Annotated in this window: 22 protein-coding genes; 15 read left to right on the forward strand and 7 right to left on the reverse strand. The window is 65.1% G+C overall.

What is annotated here, in order from left to right; genetic code table 11:
* Positions 1–83 precede the first annotated feature (83 nt).
* Genes amaB through CH306_RS08990 form a run of 3 tightly spaced genes read left to right on the forward strand, consistent with a single transcriptional unit; the run spans position 84 to position 3,238 of the window.
* Positions 84–1,619, forward strand: a complete 1,536-nt coding sequence (amaB, locus tag CH306_RS08980) for an L-piperidine-6-carboxylate dehydrogenase (RefSeq protein ID WP_094646299.1) — start codon at positions 84–86, stop codon at positions 1,617–1,619.
* 16 nt (positions 1,620–1,635) lie between these two features.
* A complete protein-coding gene (locus tag CH306_RS08985; RefSeq protein ID WP_094646300.1) occupies positions 1,636–2,868 on the forward strand; it encodes a hypothetical protein in 1,233 nt (410 codons plus the stop codon).
* 52 nt (positions 2,869–2,920) lie between these two features.
* Positions 2,921–3,238, forward strand: coding sequence for a hypothetical protein (locus CH306_RS08990; RefSeq protein ID WP_094646301.1), 318 nt, complete (start codon positions 2,921–2,923; stop codon positions 3,236–3,238).
* A gap of 39 nt (positions 3,239–3,277) precedes the next feature.
* Here the strand turns inward: CH306_RS08990 and CH306_RS08995 are convergent, their stop codons facing one another.
* The gene (locus CH306_RS08995) at positions 3,278–4,960 is read right to left on the reverse strand and encodes a cutinase family protein (protein WP_094646302.1); all 1,683 of its coding nucleotides are present in this window, start codon (positions 4,958–4,960) and stop codon (positions 3,278–3,280) included.
* Between the two features lie 104 nt (positions 4,961–5,064).
* Here CH306_RS08995 and CH306_RS09000 point away from each other — a divergent pair, with 104 nt between their 5' ends.
* The 7 genes from CH306_RS09000 to CH306_RS09030 all read left to right on the forward strand — a co-directional run bounded on the left by CH306_RS09000 (position 5,065) and on the right by CH306_RS09030 (position 11,465).
* On the forward strand, positions 5,065–5,319 hold the full coding sequence (locus tag CH306_RS09000) for a hypothetical protein (protein ID WP_143545374.1): 255 nt from the start codon (positions 5,065–5,067) through the stop codon (positions 5,317–5,319).
* A gap of 86 nt (positions 5,320–5,405) precedes the next feature.
* Complete coding sequence (locus CH306_RS09005; protein ID WP_094646304.1) at positions 5,406–6,293, forward strand: hypothetical protein; 888 nt, start codon at positions 5,406–5,408, stop codon at positions 6,291–6,293.
* A complete protein-coding gene (locus CH306_RS09010) occupies positions 6,290–8,476 on the forward strand; it encodes a heavy metal translocating P-type ATPase (RefSeq protein ID WP_094646305.1) in 2,187 nt (728 codons plus the stop codon). The genes CH306_RS09005 and CH306_RS09010 overlap by 4 nt, the downstream gene beginning before the upstream one ends.
* A 43-nt stretch (positions 8,477–8,519) precedes the next feature.
* Positions 8,520–8,753 carry an RNA-binding S4 domain-containing protein gene (locus CH306_RS09015; protein WP_032397061.1) on the forward strand — a complete coding sequence of 78 codons (234 nt, stop codon included), beginning with the start codon at positions 8,520–8,522 and terminating at the stop codon, positions 8,751–8,753.
* A complete protein-coding gene (locus CH306_RS09020; RefSeq protein WP_094646306.1) occupies positions 8,750–9,487 on the forward strand; it encodes a class I SAM-dependent methyltransferase in 738 nt (245 codons plus the stop codon). The genes CH306_RS09015 and CH306_RS09020 overlap by 4 nt, the downstream gene beginning before the upstream one ends.
* Positions 9,484–11,001: an NAD(P)/FAD-dependent oxidoreductase gene (locus CH306_RS09025; protein ID WP_094646307.1), complete on the forward strand. Its 1,518-nt coding sequence runs from the start codon at positions 9,484–9,486 to the stop codon at positions 10,999–11,001. The genes CH306_RS09020 and CH306_RS09025 overlap by 4 nt, the downstream gene beginning before the upstream one ends.
* A gap of 8 nt (positions 11,002–11,009) precedes the next feature.
* Positions 11,010–11,465, forward strand: coding sequence for a GNAT family N-acetyltransferase (locus tag CH306_RS09030; RefSeq protein WP_094646450.1), 456 nt, complete (start codon positions 11,010–11,012; stop codon positions 11,463–11,465).
* Positions 11,466–11,517: 52 nt separating this feature from the next.
* Here CH306_RS09030 and CH306_RS29035 read toward each other — a convergent pair whose 3' ends face one another.
* Positions 11,518–11,691, reverse strand: a complete 174-nt coding sequence (locus CH306_RS29035) for a hypothetical protein (protein ID WP_179272803.1) — start codon at positions 11,689–11,691, stop codon at positions 11,518–11,520.
* 49 nt (positions 11,692–11,740) lie between these two features.
* Positions 11,741–12,178 carry an Hsp20/alpha crystallin family protein gene (locus tag CH306_RS09035; RefSeq protein ID WP_045200692.1) on the reverse strand — a complete coding sequence of 146 codons (438 nt, stop codon included), beginning with the start codon at positions 12,176–12,178 and terminating at the stop codon, positions 11,741–11,743.
* 229 nt (positions 12,179–12,407) lie between these two features.
* On the opposite strand from CH306_RS09035, the gene CH306_RS09040 reads away from it, so the two are divergent.
* Together CH306_RS09040 and CH306_RS09045 are read left to right on the forward strand one after the other, a co-directional pair.
* Complete coding sequence (locus CH306_RS09040) at positions 12,408–12,752, forward strand: ArsR/SmtB family transcription factor (RefSeq protein ID WP_094646308.1); 345 nt, start codon at positions 12,408–12,410, stop codon at positions 12,750–12,752.
* The gene (locus tag CH306_RS09045) at positions 12,749–13,216 is read left to right on the forward strand and encodes an SRPBCC family protein (protein ID WP_094628920.1); all 468 of its coding nucleotides are present in this window, start codon (positions 12,749–12,751) and stop codon (positions 13,214–13,216) included. The genes CH306_RS09040 and CH306_RS09045 overlap by 4 nt, the downstream gene beginning before the upstream one ends.
* 1 nt (position 13,217) lies before the next feature.
* Here the strand turns inward: CH306_RS09045 and CH306_RS09050 are convergent, their stop codons facing one another.
* The 3 genes from CH306_RS09050 to CH306_RS09060 form a co-directional block, all read right to left on the reverse strand.
* A complete protein-coding gene (locus tag CH306_RS09050; protein ID WP_045200694.1) occupies positions 13,218–14,237 on the reverse strand; it encodes a DUF5914 domain-containing protein in 1,020 nt (339 codons plus the stop codon).
* Positions 14,238–14,390: 153 nt separating this feature from the next.
* Entirely contained in the window at positions 14,391–15,536 is a 1,146-nt protein-coding gene (locus CH306_RS09055) for an NAD(P)/FAD-dependent oxidoreductase (RefSeq protein ID WP_179272802.1), read from the reverse strand.
* Positions 15,533–15,868: a bifunctional 3-phenylpropionate/cinnamic acid dioxygenase ferredoxin subunit gene (locus CH306_RS09060; protein WP_176459175.1), complete on the reverse strand. Its 336-nt coding sequence runs from the start codon at positions 15,866–15,868 to the stop codon at positions 15,533–15,535. Before CH306_RS09060 ends, CH306_RS09055 begins: the two co-directional genes overlap by 4 nt.
* Before the next feature lie 177 nt (positions 15,869–16,045).
* Here CH306_RS09060 and CH306_RS09065 point away from each other — a divergent pair, with 177 nt between their 5' ends.
* The 3 genes from CH306_RS09065 to CH306_RS09075 are packed head-to-tail and all read left to right on the forward strand — an operon-like array spanning position 16,046 to position 20,761.
* Complete coding sequence (locus tag CH306_RS09065; protein WP_094646309.1) at positions 16,046–18,478, forward strand: GcvT family protein; 2,433 nt, start codon at positions 16,046–16,048, stop codon at positions 18,476–18,478.
* Between the two features lies 1 nt (position 18,479).
* A complete protein-coding gene (solA, locus tag CH306_RS09070) occupies positions 18,480–19,619 on the forward strand; it encodes an N-methyl-L-tryptophan oxidase (RefSeq protein ID WP_094646310.1) in 1,140 nt (379 codons plus the stop codon).
* A complete protein-coding gene (locus tag CH306_RS09075) occupies positions 19,616–20,761 on the forward strand; it encodes an aromatic ring-hydroxylating oxygenase subunit alpha (protein ID WP_094646453.1) in 1,146 nt (381 codons plus the stop codon). The genes solA and CH306_RS09075 overlap by 4 nt, the downstream gene beginning before the upstream one ends.
* On the opposite strand, the gene CH306_RS09080 is transcribed toward CH306_RS09075, so the two are convergent.
* On the reverse strand, positions 20,735–21,496 hold the full coding sequence (locus CH306_RS09080) for an IclR family transcriptional regulator (RefSeq protein ID WP_094646454.1): 762 nt from the start codon (positions 21,494–21,496) through the stop codon (positions 20,735–20,737). The two genes, CH306_RS09075 and CH306_RS09080, sit on opposite strands and share 27 nt — an antisense overlap.
* Position 21,497 lies beyond the last annotated feature (1 nt).

The following is a 21,497-nucleotide window of genomic DNA, read 5'->3' on the forward strand; positions in this document are numbered from 1 at the left end:
ATGACAGGAAATTATACTGTCGTGGCCGTCGTCGGTAGGCTGATCTCCGACGGTTCGGTTCTCTTCACGGAAGGTGTACGCGCATGTCTGCATCCATCACCCACGACGAGTTGAGTGTGCGCACTCGCGCCATCCTCGACCGGCTGGGTGCCACGATCGCGCTCGACGCCCCCGCGGGACCCGACGCGATCATCGCGCGATCGCCGATCACCGGAGGGAACCTGGCGTCGCTGGCGTCGGCCTCGGCTGCCGACGTCGAGGCCGTCGTCGCCGACGCGCGCACCGCGTTCGTGTCGTGGTCGCAGGTGCCCGCTCCGGTACGTGGTCAGGTGATTCGGGAACTCGGCGAACTGCTGCGCGTACACAAAGAGGATCTGGGCGCGCTGGTGTCCATCGAGGCCGGAAAGATCGTCTCCGAGGGGCTCGGTGAGGTGCAGGAGATGATCGACATCTGCGACTTCGCCGTCGGACTCTCGCGTCAGCTGTACGGCAACACGATCGCCACCGAACGGCCCGGGCATCGGATGATGGAGCAATGGCATCCGCTCGGTGTCGTCGGTGTCATCACCGCCTTCAATTTCCCTGTCGCGGTGTGGAGTTGGAATACCGCTCTTGCGCTGGTCGCGGGAGACACCGTCATCTGGAAGCCGTCGGAGAAGACTCCGCTGACCGCCGTCGGAGTGCAGGCGCTGTTCGAGCGTGCCGCCGCTGCCGCGGGAGTGGACCCCAAGATCGCACAGCTGGTGATCGGTGATCGCGCGTCCGGCGAAGCGTTGGTGGACGATTCGCGAGTTGCGTTGGTGTCGGCCACCGGTTCGACGAGAATGGGCCGTGCCGTCGCACCTCGGGTCGCCGAGCGATTCGGCCGGGTGTTGCTCGAACTCGGTGGAAACAATGCCGCGATCGTGACGCCGTCGGCCGATCTCGATCTGACGACGCGTGGACTGGTGTTCTCGGCCGCCGGGACGGCCGGTCAGCGCTGCACCTCGCTGCGACGCGTCATCGTGCATTCCTCGGTCGCGGAGGAACTGGTCGCAAAGCTGGTCGCGGCATACGAGACGCTCTCCATCGGATCTCCCTTGGCCACAGACACTCTGGTGGGCCCGCTCATCGACGCCGGTGCGTTCGCGGGGTACCAGAAGGCGCTCGAAGCCGCGGTATCCGACGGCGGAACAGTGGTGGTCGGCGGGGAGCGGGTGAACGTGGTCGACGAGTATTCGTTCTACGTTCAGCCTGCGATCGTGACGATGCCCGCGCAGACCGACATCGTCAAGCACGAGACGTTTGCCCCCATCATGTACGTGCTGATGTACGACACCCTCGACGAGGCCATCGCACTGCACAACGATGTGCCGCAGGGTCTTTCGTCATCGATCTTCACGACCGACCTGCGTGAAGCCGAGCGCTTCCTGTCCGCTGCCGGCTCCGACTGCGGCATCGCCAACGTCAACATCGGACCGTCCGGCGCCGAGATCGGCGGGGCATTCGGCGGAGAGAAGGAAACCGGCGGCGGACGTGAATCCGGTTCGGACGCATGGAAGGCATACATGCGCCGCGCAACCAACACCGTCAACTACTCCAACGAACTGCCCCTGGCGCAGGGAGTGAAATTCGGCTGACGGCATGATCGACAGTATGAAAGTACTGTCGATGATCCTGGCCGGCTTCGTCGTCGGCTATGCGGTCAGTGATATCCGACCCTTCGACTCCCTGCTGAGCAGCACGGCCGAATTCGGTTCACCGACAACGATCGTCAACGGGCTCACCGTCCTCGCGTTGACCGCCTGCCTGGTGAGCGTCGCGCTCGCGCGTTCGAGTGCGCGGGGTGTGCTTGTCGTGGCGATCGGAGCAGTACTCGTCGTCGTGTTCCGGACAGTCGGCATGGTGACCGGGATGTTCGGCGACTGGGCCGGCGCAGTGGGCGCAGGTGCCCTGCTCGGCGCCTCCGCCGTACTCGCGGGGCGACATCGCGGAACGCAGGCATCGCTGGCCGTCGCCGCGATCGGAGCCGGTCTTCTCGGCACAGCGCTGGATGCCCTGTTGCAAGCCGACGACGGTCCAGTGTTCGTGTGGGATGTCGTCGGTGCCGAGGATGCGGTGGTTCCGGAGCGAGCGATCGTCATGGTGATTGCGGCACTGGGTACGGCGCTCTCGCTCTACCAGGCACACCGCGATGTGGCGTTGCAGTCGCACGAGACCCGACGGACTCTGCTGGTCGGACTTCCGCTGCCCATAGCTGCCGGTGTTGTGAGTTGGTTCGCCGACGGTCACGACAGTGGGGATGCCGTCTGGCTCGGTGCACTTGCCGGTATGGCCGTGCTTGCGGTGGTGGCCGCGTTCGCATTGCCCGGGCGAGACGGGCGCGTACTGCTGGTGCTGTTCGCGTCGGCCACGATCGGGTCGATGGGATTCGCGGTCGAGGATTCGCTGCAGTTGGCCGTGAGTGCCGCGTTGCTGGTCGTCGGAGCCGGGATCGGCTACCGGTGGCCGCAGGTTTACGTCGGACTTGGTGGGCTGCTGGTCGTTGCCGGTGCAGCTCTGATCGAGGGTTACGTCGCTCTGCCGTCGGTGTCGCAGTTCGCTCTGACGTTCGTCGTCGCGTACGCGCTGGTGTCCGTGTTGTCGACGGCGCCGGGTTCGTTGGCCGTCGCGTTGCCTGCGTTGTTCACCATGTCGCTGCCGGTGACGGTGTTCGCCGCGAGCTACCAAGCGGGGCTGTCATTGTCTTCGGACAACGCGGTCGCCACCCGCAAGAGCGAGCCCGACCACCTGGTGTTGTCGCTGGCCGGGCTCGTGGTCGTTGCGGTGGTGACGGTTGCCTGTGCGGTGTTGATGCGCAGACCCACCCAGAATCCGGCGGCGCGGTAGCTGCCGACAGCGGCCATTCCCGCGACGGCACCGTGGCCGTAGCCTGCATGGGATGGCCGATCACAACCGGAACAGAGATCTGCCCGACGACGTCTCCGATGTGACATTGGGGTTCTTCCTCGCCGTGGCGATGTTCTTGCCCTCGTATTTCGGTGCCACGCTCATCACCGACGCGCTGCTCGGCCGGGTTGGACTGCCGCTGTCCCCGCTGTTGTGGCTGGTCGTAGCGGTACCTCTGTCGATTGCCATGGTGCATGTCGAGGATCGTGGGCATCGTGATCCGAGGGAAGCTACGCGGCACGGCCTGAGTCCGGTGAATTCGACGGCGAATCGCTTGATGCGACAGCGCACGAGCCCGCCCACCGAATGACGCGGTGGACGGGCTCGTGAGCGTTCTGCATGCACTGGACTACGGCGCAGGTACAACCTCGGTGGTCGTGGGAATCACGGACTCGGCAGCCGTCTCGGTTGCGGTGACGCAGACCGGCGGTGCTCCCTCGACGGGGGTTTCACCCTCGACGGGGATCGTGCACTCGGGAGTCGCGACGACGGCGGGTGCCGGTGTCTCGGCGGTGGTGACGGGTGCAGGCACAACCGGAACGGTGGTGGTCACGATCGGCGACGGGGTTGCCGGGGTGGTCGTGGTGGCCTTCGGAGTCGTGGTTGCCGACGTGGTCACAGGTGCCACGATCGTCTCGACCGCTGCACGTCCGGCCTTCTCCTGCACCTCTTTGGTCTTCACCGGCTCGCCCCGGTTGGCCTGCTCGGCCAGCTGGGTCAGCCAGGCCGCTGCGTACTGCACCGAGGTCAGTGGCTTGCCGTTGGCGGCGTCGGCGTCGCGCCAGTAGTCGAAGTGGTGTCCCGATCCGGGTGCCAGGGTGAGGCCGTACGGGTCGTTCATCACGACGGGGATGGTGTTCTGGTTCGAGGAGATGAATCCGGTGATCTCCTTGAAGATCTTCTGCGGCAGGTACACCATGTCGACCATCTGACCGGTCTCGATGGGCTCCTGCTCGCCGTCGACCTTGGCCGAGACCGGAGTGGTCACTGTGCCGGGCTTGTAGCCGGGCTCCGACACCTTGATCAGCACGTCGAGGAACGTCTCGTCACTCTGCATCCAGTTGGGCTGAGAAGCAATGTCGTTGAAGGCATTGACGGCGATGCGTCCCAGTGCCAGCGCCAGATCGGCACCGGTGGCGGGGTTGAGGTTCTCGTTCTGCAGCGCGTCGGCGTTGACCTGGCGACCGACGTTGGCGGCGAGGTGAATCAGTGACGTGTTGGCGGGCAGTGCGCAGGTGAGGTCGCCGTCGGAGCAGAAGGACGCCACTCGGCCGTCGAGCGCTCCGAATCCACCGGACGTACCGGGTAGTGCTCCTTGACCGGGAATTGCGTTGTTGCCGTTCTGGTACCGGGTGTCGAAGCCGTCCGGATTGCTGAACGGGTTCTCGGCGCCGGGGAACGGTCCTTCCCCGGCGACGCGGCCGGCGTCGGCGAAGATGACGACACCGACGACCTGGTTGGGGTCGACGATTCCGTAGGTGCCGTCGGCGGACGCAACCTGGTTACCGACCTCCATCGCGGTGCGGCGGGCAACGTCTGCGCCCTCGCTGTAGCCGACGATGGCGAAGCGGGTCTTGGGGCAGGACGCCGAGATCGTCCTCATGATGGTCTGCGAGTTGGTGACGCCGGTCTGTACGGCGTTCTCGTAGCTCGCCAGGTCTGCCGGGTATTCGACGTACACCGCGGCGTAGGAGTCCGGAACCACGTTGCCGTTGTTGGGCGCACGGACGGCCTGGTCGATCCAGTCGCTGGAGTAGTCGCCGGACATCGCTGCGGGGAGCCGCTCGCCCTCGGGGGTGGTGAGCCACTTGACGCCCTCGCGCGGGGTGTCGCCGCGGCCGCCGATAGCGATGCTCACCATGTCGTAGCAGGTTGCGGTCGAGACCAGTTCGATCGATGCCTCGGTGCTCGTGGACGGAGTCGACCACGGTGCGGCAACGACTACTCCGGCACCGAGGGCTCCGATCGCAAACGCGCTCAACGCGACGCGCGCACGCTTCGACTTGCCAACATTCATGTCTTCGATCCCCATCATGTCCGCCCGAACCGATCCCCACTGCAGTTGCCAATGGGTTACCCGGGGTTTCGTCGGTCGGGTCGTTCGCGTTACAAACCGCATCATTTACCGTCGTACGCATGGCTTTTCACCGACGAATGACATCGACGGAATTCGACCTGACCGATGGGTCGACCTGCGTCGTGCGCGAGGCGGTGGCGTCGGACCTCCAATCGATCGTGGCTCTGCTCGTCGCCGACCCGCTGGGTCTCACGCGGGAGCGCGCCGATGACATGGATCGGTATCGCACCGCCTTCGACGACATCTCATCGGACCCGCGAAACCTGCAGGTCGTGGCGGTGCACGGTGACGAGGTGGTGGGAGCGCTGCAGTAGACCGTCATGCCCGGGCTCGCCCACGTCGGATACAAGATGACACTCGGAACTACCGAATAGATACCCTGGGGGGGTAGGGTAGTGCCGTGAACACAGAACGGCAGGAGCTCGACGCACCCACCAAGCTCGCCGGATTTTTCGTCGGGATCGCGTTCCTGTTCCTGGCGGCGCTGTTCGTCGGGGACAAGATCGGACCCGACGCCCAGGCGACCGCAGCCGCGTCGCACACCGGCCACGACGCGCACGACGAGACGGCTGCCCCGGCCGCAGTGCCAGCCGGGCTTCAGGCCACCCAGGACGGCTACACACTCTCGCTCGAACGATCGGTCGTCGAATCGGGACCGGACGTACCGGTCGCCTTCACGATCAGCGGACCGGACGGGGCGGCACTGACCGACTACGACCTCATGCACACCGAGGAACTGCACCTCATCGTCGTTCGGCGCGATCTGACCGACTTCCAGCACGTCCATCCGACGCGCGACGCGTCGGGAACATGGTCGACGACTCTCGATCTCACCCGATCCGGGCCGTACCGCCTGTTCGCCGACTTCACCCCGGCCGGCGGGGAGAACATCACCCTCGGGGCAGAATTGACCGTTCCCGGCGACTATCGGCCGGAGCCCCTGAGTACACCGAATGTGACATCGAGGGTCGACGGTTACGAGGTGACGCTCACCGGAGCGGTCACCGCAGGCTCGAACTCCATCGTGTCCTTGTCGATCGCGCAGAACGGCCGCGAGGTCACCGATCTCGAGCCGTATCTCGGTGCCTACGGACACCTGGTGGCCCTCCGCGCCGACGACCTCGCCTATCTACACGTTCACCCCGAGGACGGGCCGCCGGGACCGACGGTCGACTTCACCGTCGCCGCGCCGACCGCGGGAACATATGCGCTCTTCCTGGACTTTCAGCACGGGGGCGTCGTGCACACAGCCGAATTCACCATCGAAGCACGGGAGGGGCAGGCATGAGCCAGGAAACCGAACTGATCCTCGGCGGCATGACCTGTGCGTCGTGCGCCAACCGCATCGAACGCAAGCTCAACAAGCTCGACGGAGTATCCGCGACGGTCAACTACGCCACCGAGAAGGCACGCGTCACCAGTGACGGCGTGGCCACCGAGGACCTGATCGCGGCCGTCGAAGCTGCCGGCTACACCGCCTCTCTGCCTGCGGCCGAACCGGCCGATGAGCCTCCCGCCGACCCGCTGAAGCAGCGACTGATCGTCTCGGCGGTGCTCAGCGTGCCGGTGATCGCGATGGCGATGATTCCGGCGTTGCAGTTCACCAACTGGCAGTGGTTGTCGTTGACTCTCGCCGCGCCGGTGGTCGTATGGGGCGCGCTGCCGTTCCACCGCGCCGCATGGACCAATCTGCGGCACGGCACCTCGACCATGGACACCCTCGTCAGCATGGGCACCCTCGCGGCGTTGGGGTGGTCGCTCTACGCTCTGTTCTTCGGCACCGCAGGCACCCCGGGTATGACGCATCCGTTCGAGTTCACGATCGCGCGTACGGACGGGGCAAGCAACATCTACCTCGAGGCCGCAGCGGGCGTGACCACCTTCATCCTGGCCGGACGATGGTTCGAGAGCCGATCCAAGCGCCAGGCCGGCGCGGCGCTGCGCGCTCTGATGGACCTCGGTGCCAAGACGGTGGCGGTGCTGAAAGACGATACGGAACAACAGATTCCGATCGAGCAGTTGGCCGTCGGCGATCTGTTCGTCGTTCGTCCGGGCGAGAAGGTCGCCACCGACGGCACCGTCGAGAGCGGCTCCTCGGCCGTCGACCGATCTATGCTGACGGGCGAATCCGTGCCCGAGGAAGTCGGCGTCGGCGACGCAGTGGTTGGCGCGACGCTCAACGTCGGTGGCCGAATCACCGTCCGAGCCAAGCGAATCGGCTCCGACACTCAGCTCGCGCAGATGGCGAAGGCCGTCGAGGACGCGCAGACCGGCAAGGCGCAGGCGCAGCGATTGGCCGATCGTATCTCCGGAATCTTCGTGCCGATCGTCATCGCGATCTCGGTCGCGACCCTCGGATTCTGGCTCGGTGCAGGCAGTTCCGCAGCGGGCGCGTTCACTGCTGCAGTCGCCGTGCTCATCATCGCGTGCCCGTGCGCACTCGGCCTGGCCACACCGACTGCGCTGATGGTCGGTACCGGCCGGGCCGCGCAACTCGGGATACTGATCAAGGGCCCGGAAATCCTCGAATCCACGCGCCGCATCGATACCGTCGTACTCGACAAGACCGGGACCGTCACCACCGGTGAGATGACGCTGCAGTCGGTGCACGTGGCCGACGGTGAGGACGAGACCGAGGTCCGTGCCGTGGCGGCAGCGTTGGAATCGGGTTCGGAACACCCCATCGCCCGCGCCATCGCGGGTTCGACCCAGTCCATGGCCGTCGAAGAATTCACCAGCCTCGACGGCCTCGGGGTGCAGGGCGTCGTGGACGGTCGCGCCGCGGTCGTCGGGCGTCGTTCGTTGTTGGCCGACTGGTCGATGCCTCTACCCACCGAACTCGCAGATGCTTTCGAGGCCGCCGAACGGCAGGGACGCACCGCCGTCGCTCTCGGCTGGGACGGCAGGGCCCGCGGAGTGCTGGTGGTCGCCGACTCGGTCAAGCCGACTTCGAAGCAGGCCGTCGCGGAACTGCGGGCACTCGGCCTGACCCCGGTCATGCTGACCGGCGACAACGAGGCCACCGCTCGCACGATCGCCGCCGAGGTGGGAATCGACGAGGTCATCGCCGGTGTCCTGCCGACGGGCAAGGTCGATGCCGTTCGGGAACTGCAGGCGTCGGGCAAGGTGGTGGCGATGGTCGGCGACGGCATCAACGACGCGGCCGCCCTCGCCACGGCGGATCTGGGTCTTGCGATGGGCACGGGCACCGATGTGGCGATCGAGGCCAGCGACCTGACGTTGGTGCGCGGTGATCTACGGGCCGTGGGCGATGCCATCCGGCTCTCCCGGCGCACCCTGAGCACGATCAAGGGCAACCTGTTCTGGGCCTTCGCCTACAACGTCGCCGCTGTGCCGCTGGCCGCTGCGGGCCTGCTCAACCCGATGCTCGCCGGTGCCGCGATGGCGCTGTCGTCGGTGTTCGTGGTGAGCAACAGCCTGCGGTTGCGCCGGTTCCGTTCGTCGATGTGACCGGTTGGTAGCAGCGAACGGCTTGCTAGTACAGGATGGAGACATGTCCGACGCACACGATGTCCCCATCCGCGACGAATCGATCAGACTGGGTCAATTCCTCAAGCTCGCCAACCTCATCGAATCCGGTGCCGAGGCGAAGGGCGTGATCGCCGACGGTCTGGTCAGTGTCAACGGGGATGTGGATGTGCGGCGCGGACGGCAGTTGCAGCACGGTGATGTCGTATCGGTCCAGGGTGGGCCCTCGGCCCGCGTCAGCAAGGAAGAGGCACTGTGAAGGTCGGTAAGGGCGGACTGCCGCGCAACGAAGTTCCCGGGGCATTCGATGTCGGTGCCAAGGCGTACGACCGGCTCGTCGGAGCGAACCCCGGTTACCACGAACACCTGCTCAAGTCGGCCAAGCGGCTGCGGATCCCGAACCTGGGTGCAGGCCTGCGTCTGCTCGACATCGGTTGCGGCACTGGCGCATCCACTGCAGCGCTGCTCGAAGCCGCGCCGCATGCCGAGATCGTCGCCGCCGACGCGTCGGCCGAGATGCTCGAGGTCGCGCGGAGCAAGGACTGGCCGTCGAACGTGACGTTCGTGCACTCACGCGTCGAAGATCTGGCGATCAACGGGGTGGACGGTCCGTTCGACGCGATACTCGCCGCGTACCTCATCAGGAACGTCGACGATCCCGACACGGAGCTGAAATCGCTTCTGTCCCTGCTGCGTCCGGGCTCGACCATCGCATTCCACGAGTACTCGGTGCACGACTCGCTGCGGGCAAGGATCTCCTGGAACGTGGTGAGCTGGGGCATCATCATTCCTCTCGGCTGGCTGGCGACGCGCGACGCCACCCTGTACCGGCACCTGTGGCGCAGCGTCGTGACCTTCGACGGTGCCTCGGCCTTCATGCGGCGGATGCAGCGAGCCGGCTACACCGGGGTGGCCAAAGAGACCATGACCGGTTGGCAGAACGGTGTGGTGCACACGTTCCTCGGCTCTCGTCCCGTGGAGGAAGAGCGTTGACCGATTCCAAGAGAGTCACTCATGCTGCGGTGCAGGGATATTCCGACGCCGCACAGCTGGCGGACGTTCCGCAGGTGGTGGTGGTCGGCGGTGGCATCGCGGGTCTGAGTGCTGCGACCGCGCTGGCCGAGCGGGGGGTGAAAGTGCACGTGGTCGAGCGCGAGAGCTACCTCGGCGGCCGCGTCGGCGGATGGGACACGACGCTCGAGGACGGCTCACCCGCCACCATGAGCCGCGGCTTCCATGCGTTCTTTCGGCAGTACTACAACCTGCGAAACCTGCTCCGCCGCACCGACCCCGAGTTGGCTCGGCTGCGTCCGGTGGACGACTACCCACTGATCGATGGTGACGGCCGGATCGACGGATTCAAGGGCTTGCCCGAAACGCCGCCACTCAACGCCTTCGCGTTCGTCAAACGTAGTCCGACGTTTCGGTGGAAGGACCTCACCGACCTCAACGGTATTGCGGCACTGCCGTTGATGACGGTCAGCGTGCCCAAGACCTTCGACGAGCTGGACATCACTCCCGCCGCAGAGTTCTTGCGCAACATCAACTTCCCCGAGGCCGCGCGGCACCTGGCGTTCGGAGTGTTCTCCCGCAGCTTCTTCGCCGACCCCGAGAAGATGTCTGCCGCCGAGCTCGCCATGATGTTCCACATCTACTTCCTCGGCTCCTCCGAGGGCCTGATCTTCGACGTTCCCCGTGACCCGTACCCGCAGGCTCTGTGGAACCCCTTGGGGGAGTACCTCACCGGACTCGGAGTCGACATCAGAACCTCCACACCGTGCGGCGAGATCAGCCGCGGCGGGTTGCGAAAGTTTCGCGTCGACGCAGGCGGCATCATCGACGCCGACGCGGTGGTACTGGCGACCGACATCGCCGGATTGCAGCGAGTGCTCGAGCAGTCACCCGAGCTGGGGACGCCCGATTGGCGCAAACAGGTTGCTGCACTGCAGAACACACCGCCGTTCCTGGTGCACCGCGTATGGTTGAGCAAGGCCGTCAACGCCGATCGCCCCGCCTTCATCGGCACCGGTGGCATGCCCCCGATCGACAACATCAGCGTGCTCGAACGGTTCGAGGACGAGGCCGCGCAGTGGGCTGCCCGCACCGGCGGCTCCGTCGTCGAACTGCACGCCTACGCCGCCGAGGAATCCGAGGAGGTGACGCGTCAGCAGCTGATGGATCGGATGCACGAGATCTATCCGGAAACCGCCGATGCAGAGGTGATCGCAGAACGATCCGAGTGGCGTGACGATTGCCCCATGTTCGGCCTCGGCGCGTTCGCCGAGCGCCCCACCGTCCGTACCCCCGAACCCGCACTGGTACTTGCCGGCGACGGAATCCGTATCGATCTGCCGGTGGCGCTGATGGAACGTGCGGCCACCACCGGGCTGCAGGCCGCGAACACACTGTTGGCGAGCTGGGGCGTCACCGGTCACGACATCGAAACAGTGCCGACGAGTGGACGATTCAAGATGTTCGACGCCATCGAGAGGCTCATGAACAGGTGAGTTCCGGAATGCGGATCGAGGTCGACGATCTGTCGCGTCCGCAAGTGCAGGCGCTGCTCACCGAGCATCTCGCGGACATGAACGCCACCTCGCCTGCCGAGAGTGTGCATGCCCTGGATCTGTCGGGTCTGCGGGGGTCCGACGTCTGCGTGTGGACGGCTTGGGATGCCGACACACTGTGCGGTATCGCAGCGCTGAAGGAGCTCACCCCGGATCATGGCGAGCTGAAGTCGATGCGGACCACGGGGGCGGCGAGGGGGCAGGGTGTCGCCTCGCGCCTGCTCGTGCATGTTCTCGACGATGCGCGTCGACGTGGGTACGGGCGGGTGAGCCTGGAAACGGGAACCCAAGACTACTTCGCTGCGGCACGCAGGCTGTATGTGCGCCACGGATTCGTCGAGTGCCCGCCGTTCGGGGACTACGTGCTCGATCCATCGAGCACGTTCTTCTCGTTGTCTCTGTAGAGGTCCCGATGACGGAGGGCCGGCACCGAGTATTCGGTACCGGCCCTTCTCGTCACGCTGCTTGCTGTGTGTGCGGGTAGAGATTGTCGTCGAGAGGCTCGGCTCGACACTGATCGAGCACATCCGCCGTCGAGCATTCCCTGATGCTCGTCTCGACACCCACCACCGTGCGCCACCACTGCTCACGGTCGGCCGATTCCGTCCACACCACCGCCTCGGATGGCATAGTGCATCACCCCATGGTTTTCGTGATCTGTTCGGCTGTCCGTTTCGGGTCAGGTCGATTCGTGTTCGATGGACTTCTGCTCGGTGTGTGCGATGTCGATCTTGCGTGGTTTCGCGCGTTCGGCGAGGGGAATGGTGATGGACAGAACGCCGTTGTCGTACGCCGCGGAGATGCGCTCGGTATCGACGCCGTCACCCAACGAGACCTGGCGGCGGAACGTGCCGGCGAATCGCTCCGAGGTAATCCACTGCACCCCAGTGTTTTCCGGAGCGGATCGATGAGCGGTGAGCGTCAACGTACCGCGGTCGACGTCGACATCGATCGATCCGGGGTCGATGCCGGGAAGATCGGCACTGAGCACGTAGTGGTCGTCGACTTTGTAGAGGTCCATCGGCATGAATCGCGGGGCGCGGTCCGAACCGGAAGAGGCACCCAGCATGGCCGAGGTGAGGGAATCGACATCACGGAACGGATCGAAACGAAGCACAGCAACCACCTCCTGTACCCAGATGCGCTCACCCCTGTGGCGAGTCGCTCCTCAACTGTGCAGATCAGAAATTAGCACTCTGACCCTTCGAGTGCCAAGGGGTTTTCTGGAGGTTCTCAGAAATTTTTCAGATCCAATAGTGCTGTGCCGCAGAGAGGGTCGTGATCACAGCGGCAACTTCTGATACTCAGCTCTTGTGCTCAATATTGCTCTGAAGATAGTATGCCTTATGGCTCAGTATTCGACCGTTCTCGACGACGTTTTTCAAGCACTGTCCGACCCGACCCGGCGGGCAGTGCTCAGTCGGTTGGGATCGGGACCGGCCACGGTGGGTGAACTCGCCGAACCGTTCGACATGACTCTGCCGTCGTTCATGAAACACATTCATCTGCTCGAGCGCAGTGGCTGGATTCGCACGCGCAAGGTGGGCCGTGTTCGTGCATGCACGATCGAGCGAGCCAACCTGGACGTGGCCGATCACTGGCTACGCGAGCAACGAGCCGTCTGGGAATCCCGCACCGATCGCCTCGAACAGTTCGTCACCGACACCGCGAAAGAAAGTGAAGCGCAATGACATCGATCGATCCTTCCCTCGACCTGACCATTTCACGCGTGATCAAGGCTCCACGCGCAGCAGTGTGGAGTGCGTGGATCGACCCGTCGAAATTCGAGAAGTGGTGGATCCCTGCGCCTGCTCAGTGCCGGGTGGACGGCTGGGACCCGCGACCGGGTGGGGCCTTCCGGACCCTCATCAGCGAATCCGGTGGCGACTTCGCTCCGCACATCGACGGCTGCTTCCTCGCCGTCGACGACGGTGAGCGCATCGTGTTCACCAACTCCCTCGTCGAAGGGTGGCGGCCGGCACCGCAGCTGTTCATGACCGCGGTGATCACCCTGTCCGACCACCCCGACGGAACCCAGTACAACGCCCACGTGATGCACCGCAACGAAGAAGACCGAAAGATGCACGAGGAGTACGGCTTCCACGACGGCTGGGGTACCGTCATCGCTCAACTCGCCCAGTTCGTCGAAGGCTAGATCAAGCCCGGCCCTGCGAACGCAGCTCGTAGCGTCGCTCGGCGTAGTCGAGATCGTCCTTCCACAACCGCGCAGCGGTGAAGTTCATCGCCGGTCGCAGGAGACCGGACGCCTTGCGCGCCATCTGGAACCCCGGTCGATCCGAACTTGCGATCGTGGCTTCGATGACGGCGGTACGCGGTGTGCCGTCGGGTGCGGGGGCCAACGGCGTCGCATGGGTTTCGACGACGCTGCCCGCTCCCTCACCGTCGAGGATGCGCATCACGATGGTGCGGGGACCGGGGCAGACGAACTCGGCCCGCACCGGCACACCGACGCCACGACTGACGCGGAAGGTCACATCGACGAGAAAGCGATCGTCCTCCTCGGGCACATCGATCTCGGTAGGTGCGCTGACCACCTTCAGCCGTGCGAACGAGTACGGGTGGAACCACGCACCGTGCCAGGGGTCGAGTCGATTGGCGATGATGTCGTCGGGCTCGCACTTGCCGACGAGAGTGACCACACCGGCGATGGCAGTCGAAGCAGGCGGGCGGATCGGAACCACAGGGACGGGCGTCGGCTCCTCACCACCGAGCTCGTCGAGCCGAACCCACACCAGAACCCCGTCGTCGAACGCGGGCACCGGACGCCAACCGGGCTTGCCCTTCGGCCCGAGCGCAAGACCGTGCCAGCGGCAGACCAATGTGTCGCATTCGATCTTCGCGGTATCCAACGCAGCGCCCAGATGCGGGCACGCACCCGGCCCGATGTGCACCTTGCCCGCAGAGTCCCGCCAGGCCACCAATTCGGTGGTGCCGACATACCTGCCGAACGGCTTGTCGGCCTTGACGTCACGACTGGCAGCGAACACGAACCAATTGCCCGAGGTCCGCGTCTTCGCACGCTTCAAAGCAGACTCGATGACCTGCGGATTCGCACCCTTCCAAGTGGGCTCCTGCTTGGCCCACGACTCCGACGGCAGCGGCTGCAGCGGCATCGTCTTCGGCCACCGTCGTCGTACTGCATCCAGCGCGGTCATTGCTGCTCCCAAAGTCGACAATCGATTCCCGTGTTCGATCACCATTGTTCCCGTTGGTGGGTACTCAATGTGACATTCGGTGGCCTTTTCGGGGGTCAATGTCACATCGAGTGGACCTGGGGAGCGCCGTCGGCGGAGGGAAACAGGGAACGCTCAGGTCATCAGGGTCGAGGTATCGACCACCTGACGGCGCCATTTGCCGAAGGATCGCGGCGAGGACACCGCGAGCACGGCGACCGGGCGGTCGTTGTGTCGGTAGAGAGCGACGAAGGGCCCGGTGGTGGGGTCGCCCTCGACGATGTCGGCGATGCAGTCGGGTCCGTGATGTCCGGCGAACTGGATTCGCGCGGCGTATTGGTCGGACCACACGTATGGCAGTCCGGTGAACCCCTTGGACCCACCGGTCAGCAGTGCCTCGACGGCGACGGCAGGGCGGGTTGCGGCGGAGGTCCAGTGTTCGTCGCGCCGAATCACCCCGGCGGCATCTCGCACTGCAGCGCAGTCCCCGACGGCGACGACGGCTGGGTTGGAGGTGATGCCGCGGTGATCGGTCACCACTCCGCCGTGGATGTCCAGGCCGGATCCGTCGAGCCAGCCGACGTTCGGCGTCGAACCGACGCCGAGGACGACCACGTCGGACTCGATCATCGAACCGTCCGCCAATTCCACCGCACGTACCCGGCCCGCCTGGACGACGAATCCGGCTACCGATACTCCGGTCAGCAGTGCCGCACCGGCATTGCGGTGCCACCCGGCGATGAGTGAGCCCAGCTCACTGCCGAACACGCGAGCGAGCGGAGTCTCCGAGGCTTCGACGACGGTCACCGAAGCGCCCATTCCTACTGCAGTGGAAGCGACTTCGCTGCCGATGAACCCGGCTCCGACCACCGTGACCCGAACTCCCGACGACAGCGAAGACCGCAGTGCACGCGCATCGTCCAGGCTGCGCAGCACATGAATTCCGTCGATCCCGACGGTGCCGGGGAGCCGGCAGGCCGCAGCTCCGGTTGCGATCACCACCGCGTCGGCGCCGATATCGCCGGATGCGGTCGAGACCGTGGTCCCCGACAGGCCGGTGGCCGCACAACCGAGACGCCACTCGACGTCCAGACCGTCGATGTCGAGTGGCAGTGCGGATTCGTCACCGAGAAGGAAACTCTTGGACAGTGGCGGTCGGTCGTACGGCAGGTGCACTTCGTCGCCGATCGTCGTGATGCGGCCGTCGAAACCCTGATCGCGCAGTGCGCGGGCTGCGGCCACCCCGGCGAGCGAGGCTCCGACCACGGTCACCGACTTCACGGAGTGACCGCGATGCGGATGACTCCGTCCTCGACGTGTACGGCGTGCGTACGTACGGGGATCTTCGCGGGAGCACCCAGTGCCGCTCCGGTGCGTAGGTCGAAACATGCTGTGTGGAGCGGGCATTCGACGGCGCAATCCTCCACCCAGCCTTCGGACAATGAGGCGTCCTGGTGGGTGCAGGTGTCGTCGATGGCGAAGAACTCACCTCCGACGTTGAAGATCGCGATCGGCGGTGCTCCGGCCGGGGTGATGCGCAGGGCCTCGCCGTCGGGGAGATCCTCGGCGCGACCGACGTCGAGCAGGACGCGGGTGGAGAACGTTGCGGTCATGGTCGGGCCTCCGGGGACCTGAGGGTGTGCAGTGCTCGTGTTGTACCCAGCGTGGGATCACCCCGTTGCGGCGATGGAACGCTCGAGTTTCGATCGTGTGAATCTGTTGCGCTATACGAAGTGCAGTTCGTATTGTGCAACTAAATCAACTCGGCGTACACCCCCTAGGAGCGTGTCATGTCCTCGAGCATCCCGAGGGTTGTGATCGTCGGTGCCGGAATCGTCGGCTGCAGCCTCGCCGACGAACTCACCGCGCGCGGCTGGACGGACGTGACCGTCCTGGACAAGGGCCCGCTACCGCTCACCGGAGGTTCCACCTCGCATGCGCCGGGCCTGGTGTTCGCCACCAATTCGTCCCGATCGATGTCGCGCTTCGCGGCCTACACGGCCGCCAAGTTCAAGAGCCTCGATTGCTTCCTCGACGTCGGTGGCCTCGAGGTGGCGACGACGCCCGAGCGCGTCGACGAACTGCATCGACGCCACGGTTTCGCCACGTCCTGGGGACTGACCTCGGAGGTGGTGGACGCCGAACGGTGCCTCGAGCTCTACCCCCTGCTCGATCGCGGCCGCATACTCGCCGGCCTGCACACCCCCGACGACGGACTGGCCAAGGCCGTCAAGGCCAGCGCGACGCAGGCCGAGCAGGCCACCGCCCGCGGTGCGCGCTTCATCGGCGGCATGGACGTCACGTCGATCGACCGGAGCAACGGTCGAGTCACGGCCGTGCGGGCGGGCGAGCACACCTTCGAGGCCGATATCGTCGTCTGCTGCGCCGGATTCTGGGGGCCGGAGCTGGGCGAGCTTCTCGGTATGACGGTGCCGCTACAGCCCCTGGCGCATCAGTACGCGCACACGACCGAGTTGGACCTACCGTCGCGTCGAGCTCGTACCGAAGCGGTTCTGCCTATCCTCCGTCATCAGGACGAGCGGCTCTACTACCGCGAACACGGCGATCACCTGGGAATAGGCTCGTACCACCACCGTCCCATGCCCGTCGATTCTCGCGAACTCGGTTCCAGTGAGAACGTGACCGCGCAGAACATGCCGTCGTCGATGCCGTTCACCGAAGCCGATTTCGCCGACGCCTGGCAGCGCAGCACCGAGCTCCTTCCCACGCTCGAACACGCGAAAATACAACACGCGTTCAACGGCATCTTCTCCTTCACACCCGACGGCGCACCGATCGTCGGAGAATCACGAGAAGTGCAGGGGCTCTGGGTCTCCGAGGCGATCTGGGTGACGCATTCTGCCGGCGTCGCGAAATCGCTCGCCGAGCAGATGATCACCGGGCACAGCGAGATCGACATGCACGAGTGCGACCTCTACCGATTCGAGAAGACCGACCTGGTGCCGTCGAACGTGGCGCGCACCAGTGCGCAGAACTTCGTCGAGGTGTACGACATCATCCACCCACTGCAGCCCAAGGTGGAACCGCGACCGCTCCGCGTCAGCCCGTTCTACGGTCGTCAGCAGGAGCTCGGCGCGATGTTCCTCGACGGTGCCGGCTGGGAGCGACCGCACTGGTACGAGTCGAACAGCGTTCTGCTCGAACAACTTCCGGAACAGTGGCAGGCACCGAAGCGAGAGCCGTGGTCGGCGAAGTTCTGGTCACCGATCAGCGCCGTCGAGGCCTGGCGCACCCGCGAGGCGGTGGCGATGTACGACATGACGCCGCTGCGACGCCTCGAGGTCGCCGGACCCGGTGCGCTCGCGCTGCTGCAGAAGTTGACGACCAACCAGCTCGACAAGAAGGTCGGCAGCGTCACCTACGCACTGATGCTCGACGCGACCGGTGGTGTTCGCAGCGATGTGACCGTCGCCCGAGTTGCCGAGGATCGGTTCCAAGTGGGAGTGAACGGTCCGCTCGACGAGGACTGGATGCTGCGTCATGCCGGCAGTGACGTGTACGTTCGCGACATCACCGGTGCCACTGCCTGTATCGGGCTCTGGGGACCGTCGGCGCGGAAGGTACTGGCTCCGCTCACCTCGGCCGACATCTCGCACACAGGGCTGAAGTATTTCAACGGCAGGACCATTCATGTCGGCGGGATCGACGTCCTGGCGCTGCGACTGTCGTACGTCGGAGAGCTCGGCTGGGAGCTGTACACCGATGCCGATACAGCACTGCGCCTGTGGGACACCCTGTGGGAGGCCGGGCAGGCGCACGGCGTCGTGGCCGCAGGACGGAGTGCGTTCAACAGCCTCCGACTGGAGAAGGGCTACCGGTCGTGGGGCACCGACATGACCACCGAACACGATCCGTATCAGGCGGGCCTCGGCTTCGCGGTGCGAAAAGCCAAGGGTGACTTCGTCGGAGCCTCGGCGCTGCACGAAGGAGGCGACGGCCCGGTGCTGACCTGCCTGACGTTGGACGACCCGTCTCACGTGGTGATGGGTAAGGAACCGGTACTGCGCGACGGCACCGTGGTCGGGTACGTGACCAGCGCCGCGTACGGATACACGGTCGGCAGGACGGTGGCCTACGCCTGGCTACCGGCAGGGCTGCAACCCGGTGATCATGTTGCAGTGCAGTACTTCCGAGACCTGCTACCCGCGACGGTCATGGCCGAACCGCTGGTGGATCCCGACATGAACAAGATCAGGTGTTGATATGACGTATGACGTGATCGTCCTCGGTATCGGCGGCATGGGTAGCGCCGCCGCATGTCACCTCGCCCGACGCGGGCAGCGGGTGCTGGGTATCGACCAATTCGGACCGGCGCATGCGCTGGGATCGAGTCACGGCGGCTCCCGCATCTACCGGCAGTCGTACTTCGAGGACCCGGCCTACGTGCCGTTGCTCCTGCGCGCGTACGAACTGTGGCACGACCTCGCCGCGGACAGTGGGCGCGATGTGTTCACCGAAACCGGTGGCCTCTATGTGGGAAGGCCCGACGGGCTCACGTTCGGCGGAAGCCTGCGGGCGTCGGAGAAGTGGGGTCTGAAGCACGACGTACTCGACCCTGCCGAGGCGCAGCGACGCTTCCCGACGGTCCGACTCAGGTCCGACGAGTTCGCCCTGTTCGAGGAGAAGGCGGGCATCGCGCGACCGGAGGCGACGGTGGCCGCACATCTCGATCTCGCCGAGGCTGCCGGTGCCGAACTGCGCTACGACGAGAAGGTGCTCGGTTGGGAATCCACCGACTCCTCGGTGACCGTGACCACGGTCGCCGGAACGTACACCGCTGGAGCACTGGTCATTTCACCGGGAGCGTGGGCACCGCAGCTGTTGGCCGAGATCGGCGTACCGCTGGTGGTCGAACGGCAGGTGATGCACTGGGTCACCCCGGAATCGGGCGAAGCGGCCTTCGACAGCTCGCATCACCCCGTCTACATCTGTGGGGACGGGCCGGATCAGATCTACGGCTTTCCGGCCATCGACGGGGACGGCGGCGGTGTGAAGATCTCGTTCTTCCGCGCCGGGACACCGTGTGATCCCGACACCATCGACCGCACAGTGCATCCCGAAGAGATCGCTCGACTGCAGGAGCGCATCGTCACCACGTTCCCGGCACTGTCGGGACCACACCTGGATGCGAAGACCTGCATGTACACCACGACGCCGGACGAGCATTTCGTACTGGCGAAGCATCCGGACCACGCCAATGTCACCGTGGCGTGCGGGTTCTCGGGCCACGGGTTCAAGTTCGTTCCCGTCATCGGAGAGGTTCTGGCCGACCTCGCGATCGACGGGGCCACGTCACACCCGATAGCGCTGTTCGACCCGGCGAGATGCGCGGTGTCGGCATGACCATGGTCGATCCCGAACTGCAGCCCACTCTGCTCCCGACGTTGGGCGGCGAAACGTACGTCGATCCAGCATATTTCGTTCGCGAGCAGGAGCAGATCTTCGAGCAGATGTGGTTCTGCGCCGTCAGATCGGACGACATCGCAGCGCCCGGAAAATTCCGCACGGTTCAGGTCGGTCGAGAGTCGATCCTGGTCAGCCGCAATCGGAAGGGCGGCGTGACCGCGTTCTTCAACATCTGCCGACATCGCGGCGCGACTCTGTGCACCGAGGCGTCGGGCACGGTGCGTCGAAACTTTCAATGTCCCTATCACGCATGGACGTACGATCTCGACGGCAAGCTGATCGCAGCTCCGAACCTGATCGATATGCCGATGATCGATCGGGTGGAGTACGGGCTCCGGAAGGTGCATGTCCGGGAATGGCTCGGATACGTCTGGGTGTGCGTTGCCGAGGAGGCCCCGTCGTTCGAGGACACGGTGCAGGGCGACGTTCGCGAACGACTCGGAGGTGTGGGTGCCATCGATTCGTACGACGTGGAATCACTCGCCCTCGGGCGCCGGATCGTCTACGACGTCAAGGCCAACTGGAAGCTCATCGTCGAGAACTTCATGGAGTGCTACCACTGCGCCACGATTCATCCCGAGCTCACCGAGGTGCTACCCGAGTTCGCCGACGGCATGGCAGCACAGACGTACGTGGGGCACGGTGCAGAGTTCGGCAGTGACATAGCCGGCTTCACCGTCGACGGCTCCCACGGATTCGACGCCCTCGACGGGGTAGGGGAGGATCGGGATCGACGGTACTACGCCATCACGATCAGGCCGACGGTGTTCGTCAACCTGGTTCCCGACCACGTCATCATCCATCGCATGTTCCCGATGTCCGTCGATCTAACGGTCGTCGAATGCGATTGGCTCTATGCCCCTGCAGTCGTGGCAGATCCGCACAGCGCGGCGACGATGGACAAGAGTGTGGAGCTGTTCCATCGCGTCAACGAGCAGGACTTCGAGGCGTGCGAGCGGTGCCAGCCGGCGATGTCGTCACGGATGTATCGCGACGGCGGCGTGCTGGTGCCGGCGGAGCATCACATCAGGGCGTTTCACGACTGGGTCGGATCACGCTTGGCCGGACCAACCCAATAGCGTCGAGACGCGCTGTGCAGCAGCGAGAACGGACACCCCTGCCGCGGTGAGGCGGTCCTCGTCAAGTCGGTAGGCGGGGCCCGAGACGGTGATCGCACCCACCGCGGAGCCGTCGTAGCTGAGGATGGTGGCCGCTGTCGCGTTCAGTCCGATCTCCAACTCCTCGCGCGCGTAGGCGATTCCGGTGGACCGGACCGTCTCGATCTCGTCGAGCAGAGCGGTCTTGGTGGTGATGGTGTTGGCGGTGAACAGTTCGAGATGACCGTCGACTCCGGCTTTCAGAAGCGAGTCGTCGTACGCCATCAGTGCTTTCCCGCTGGACGTCGCATGCAGGGCAGATCTCTCACCGAGCCAGTTGTGACTGATGATCGACGAACCGCCGCGGACCTGATCGATATTGACGGTGACGTTGCCGTCCGGCACAGCGATGTTGACGGTCTCGCCGATGGTGTCGGCGAGTTCCTGCAGGATCGGTCGGGCGATGCGGGTGATGTCGAGTTGCGCGGATACCGACGTGGCGAGGCGGATCAAACCGATGCCGAGGCGATACTTGCCGCGCTCGCCTGGTTGTTCGACGAGTCGGCGAAACTCCAGTGCGCTGAGCAGGCGAAACGCCGTGGACTTGTGCACGTCGAGGTGCGCCGCAACGTCCTGCACACCGGATTCGCCGTGGTCGGCAAGGTATTCGAGCACCTCGATCGCGCGATCGACGGACTGAACAGGGGACTCGGACACC

This window comes from Rhodococcus sp. 15-725-2-2b, from assembly GCF_002259075.1.
Lineage (GTDB): Bacteria > Actinomycetota > Actinomycetes > Mycobacteriales > Mycobacteriaceae > Rhodococcoides.

What these genes read in the sequence shown, in the direction of transcription:
- CH306_RS09030 (WP_094646450.1), top strand. Translation starts at nt 11,010, where the DNA reads ATGCGGATCGAGGTCGACGATCTGTCGCGTCCGCAAGTGCAGGCGCTG.
- CH306_RS09010 (WP_094646305.1), top strand. Translation starts at nt 6,290, where the DNA reads ATGAGCCAGGAAACCGAACTGATCCTCGGCGGCATGACCTGTGCGTCG.
- CH306_RS09065 (WP_094646309.1), top strand. Translation starts at nt 16,046, where the DNA reads ATGTCCTCGAGCATCCCGAGGGTTGTGATCGTCGGTGCCGGAATCGTC.
- CH306_RS09060 (WP_176459175.1), bottom strand. Translation starts at nt 15,868, where the DNA reads ATGACCGCAACGTTCTCCACCCGCGTCCTGCTCGACGTCGGTCGCGCC.
- amaB (WP_094646299.1), top strand. Translation starts at nt 84, where the DNA reads ATGTCTGCATCCATCACCCACGACGAGTTGAGTGTGCGCACTCGCGCC.
- CH306_RS09000 (WP_143545374.1), top strand. Translation starts at nt 5,065, where the DNA reads ATGGCTTTTCACCGACGAATGACATCGACGGAATTCGACCTGACCGAT.
- CH306_RS08995 (WP_094646302.1), bottom strand. Translation starts at nt 4,960, where the DNA reads ATGGGGATCGAAGACATGAATGTTGGCAAGTCGAAGCGTGCGCGCGTC.
- CH306_RS08985 (WP_094646300.1), top strand. Translation starts at nt 1,636, where the DNA reads ATGAAAGTACTGTCGATGATCCTGGCCGGCTTCGTCGTCGGCTATGCG.
- CH306_RS09045 (WP_094628920.1), top strand. Translation starts at nt 12,749, where the DNA reads ATGACATCGATCGATCCTTCCCTCGACCTGACCATTTCACGCGTGATC.
- CH306_RS09040 (WP_094646308.1), top strand. Translation starts at nt 12,408, where the DNA reads ATGGCTCAGTATTCGACCGTTCTCGACGACGTTTTTCAAGCACTGTCC.
- CH306_RS09050 (WP_045200694.1), bottom strand. Translation starts at nt 14,237, where the DNA reads ATGACCGCGCTGGATGCAGTACGACGACGGTGGCCGAAGACGATGCCG.
- CH306_RS09015 (WP_032397061.1), top strand. Translation starts at nt 8,520, where the DNA reads ATGTCCGACGCACACGATGTCCCCATCCGCGACGAATCGATCAGACTG.
- CH306_RS09075 (WP_094646453.1), top strand. Translation starts at nt 19,616, where the DNA reads ATGACCATGGTCGATCCCGAACTGCAGCCCACTCTGCTCCCGACGTTG.
- CH306_RS29035 (WP_179272803.1), bottom strand. Translation starts at nt 11,691, where the DNA reads ATGCCATCCGAGGCGGTGGTGTGGACGGAATCGGCCGACCGTGAGCAG.
- solA (WP_094646310.1), top strand. Translation starts at nt 18,480, where the DNA reads ATGACGTATGACGTGATCGTCCTCGGTATCGGCGGCATGGGTAGCGCC.
- CH306_RS08990 (WP_094646301.1), top strand. Translation starts at nt 2,921, where the DNA reads ATGGCCGATCACAACCGGAACAGAGATCTGCCCGACGACGTCTCCGAT.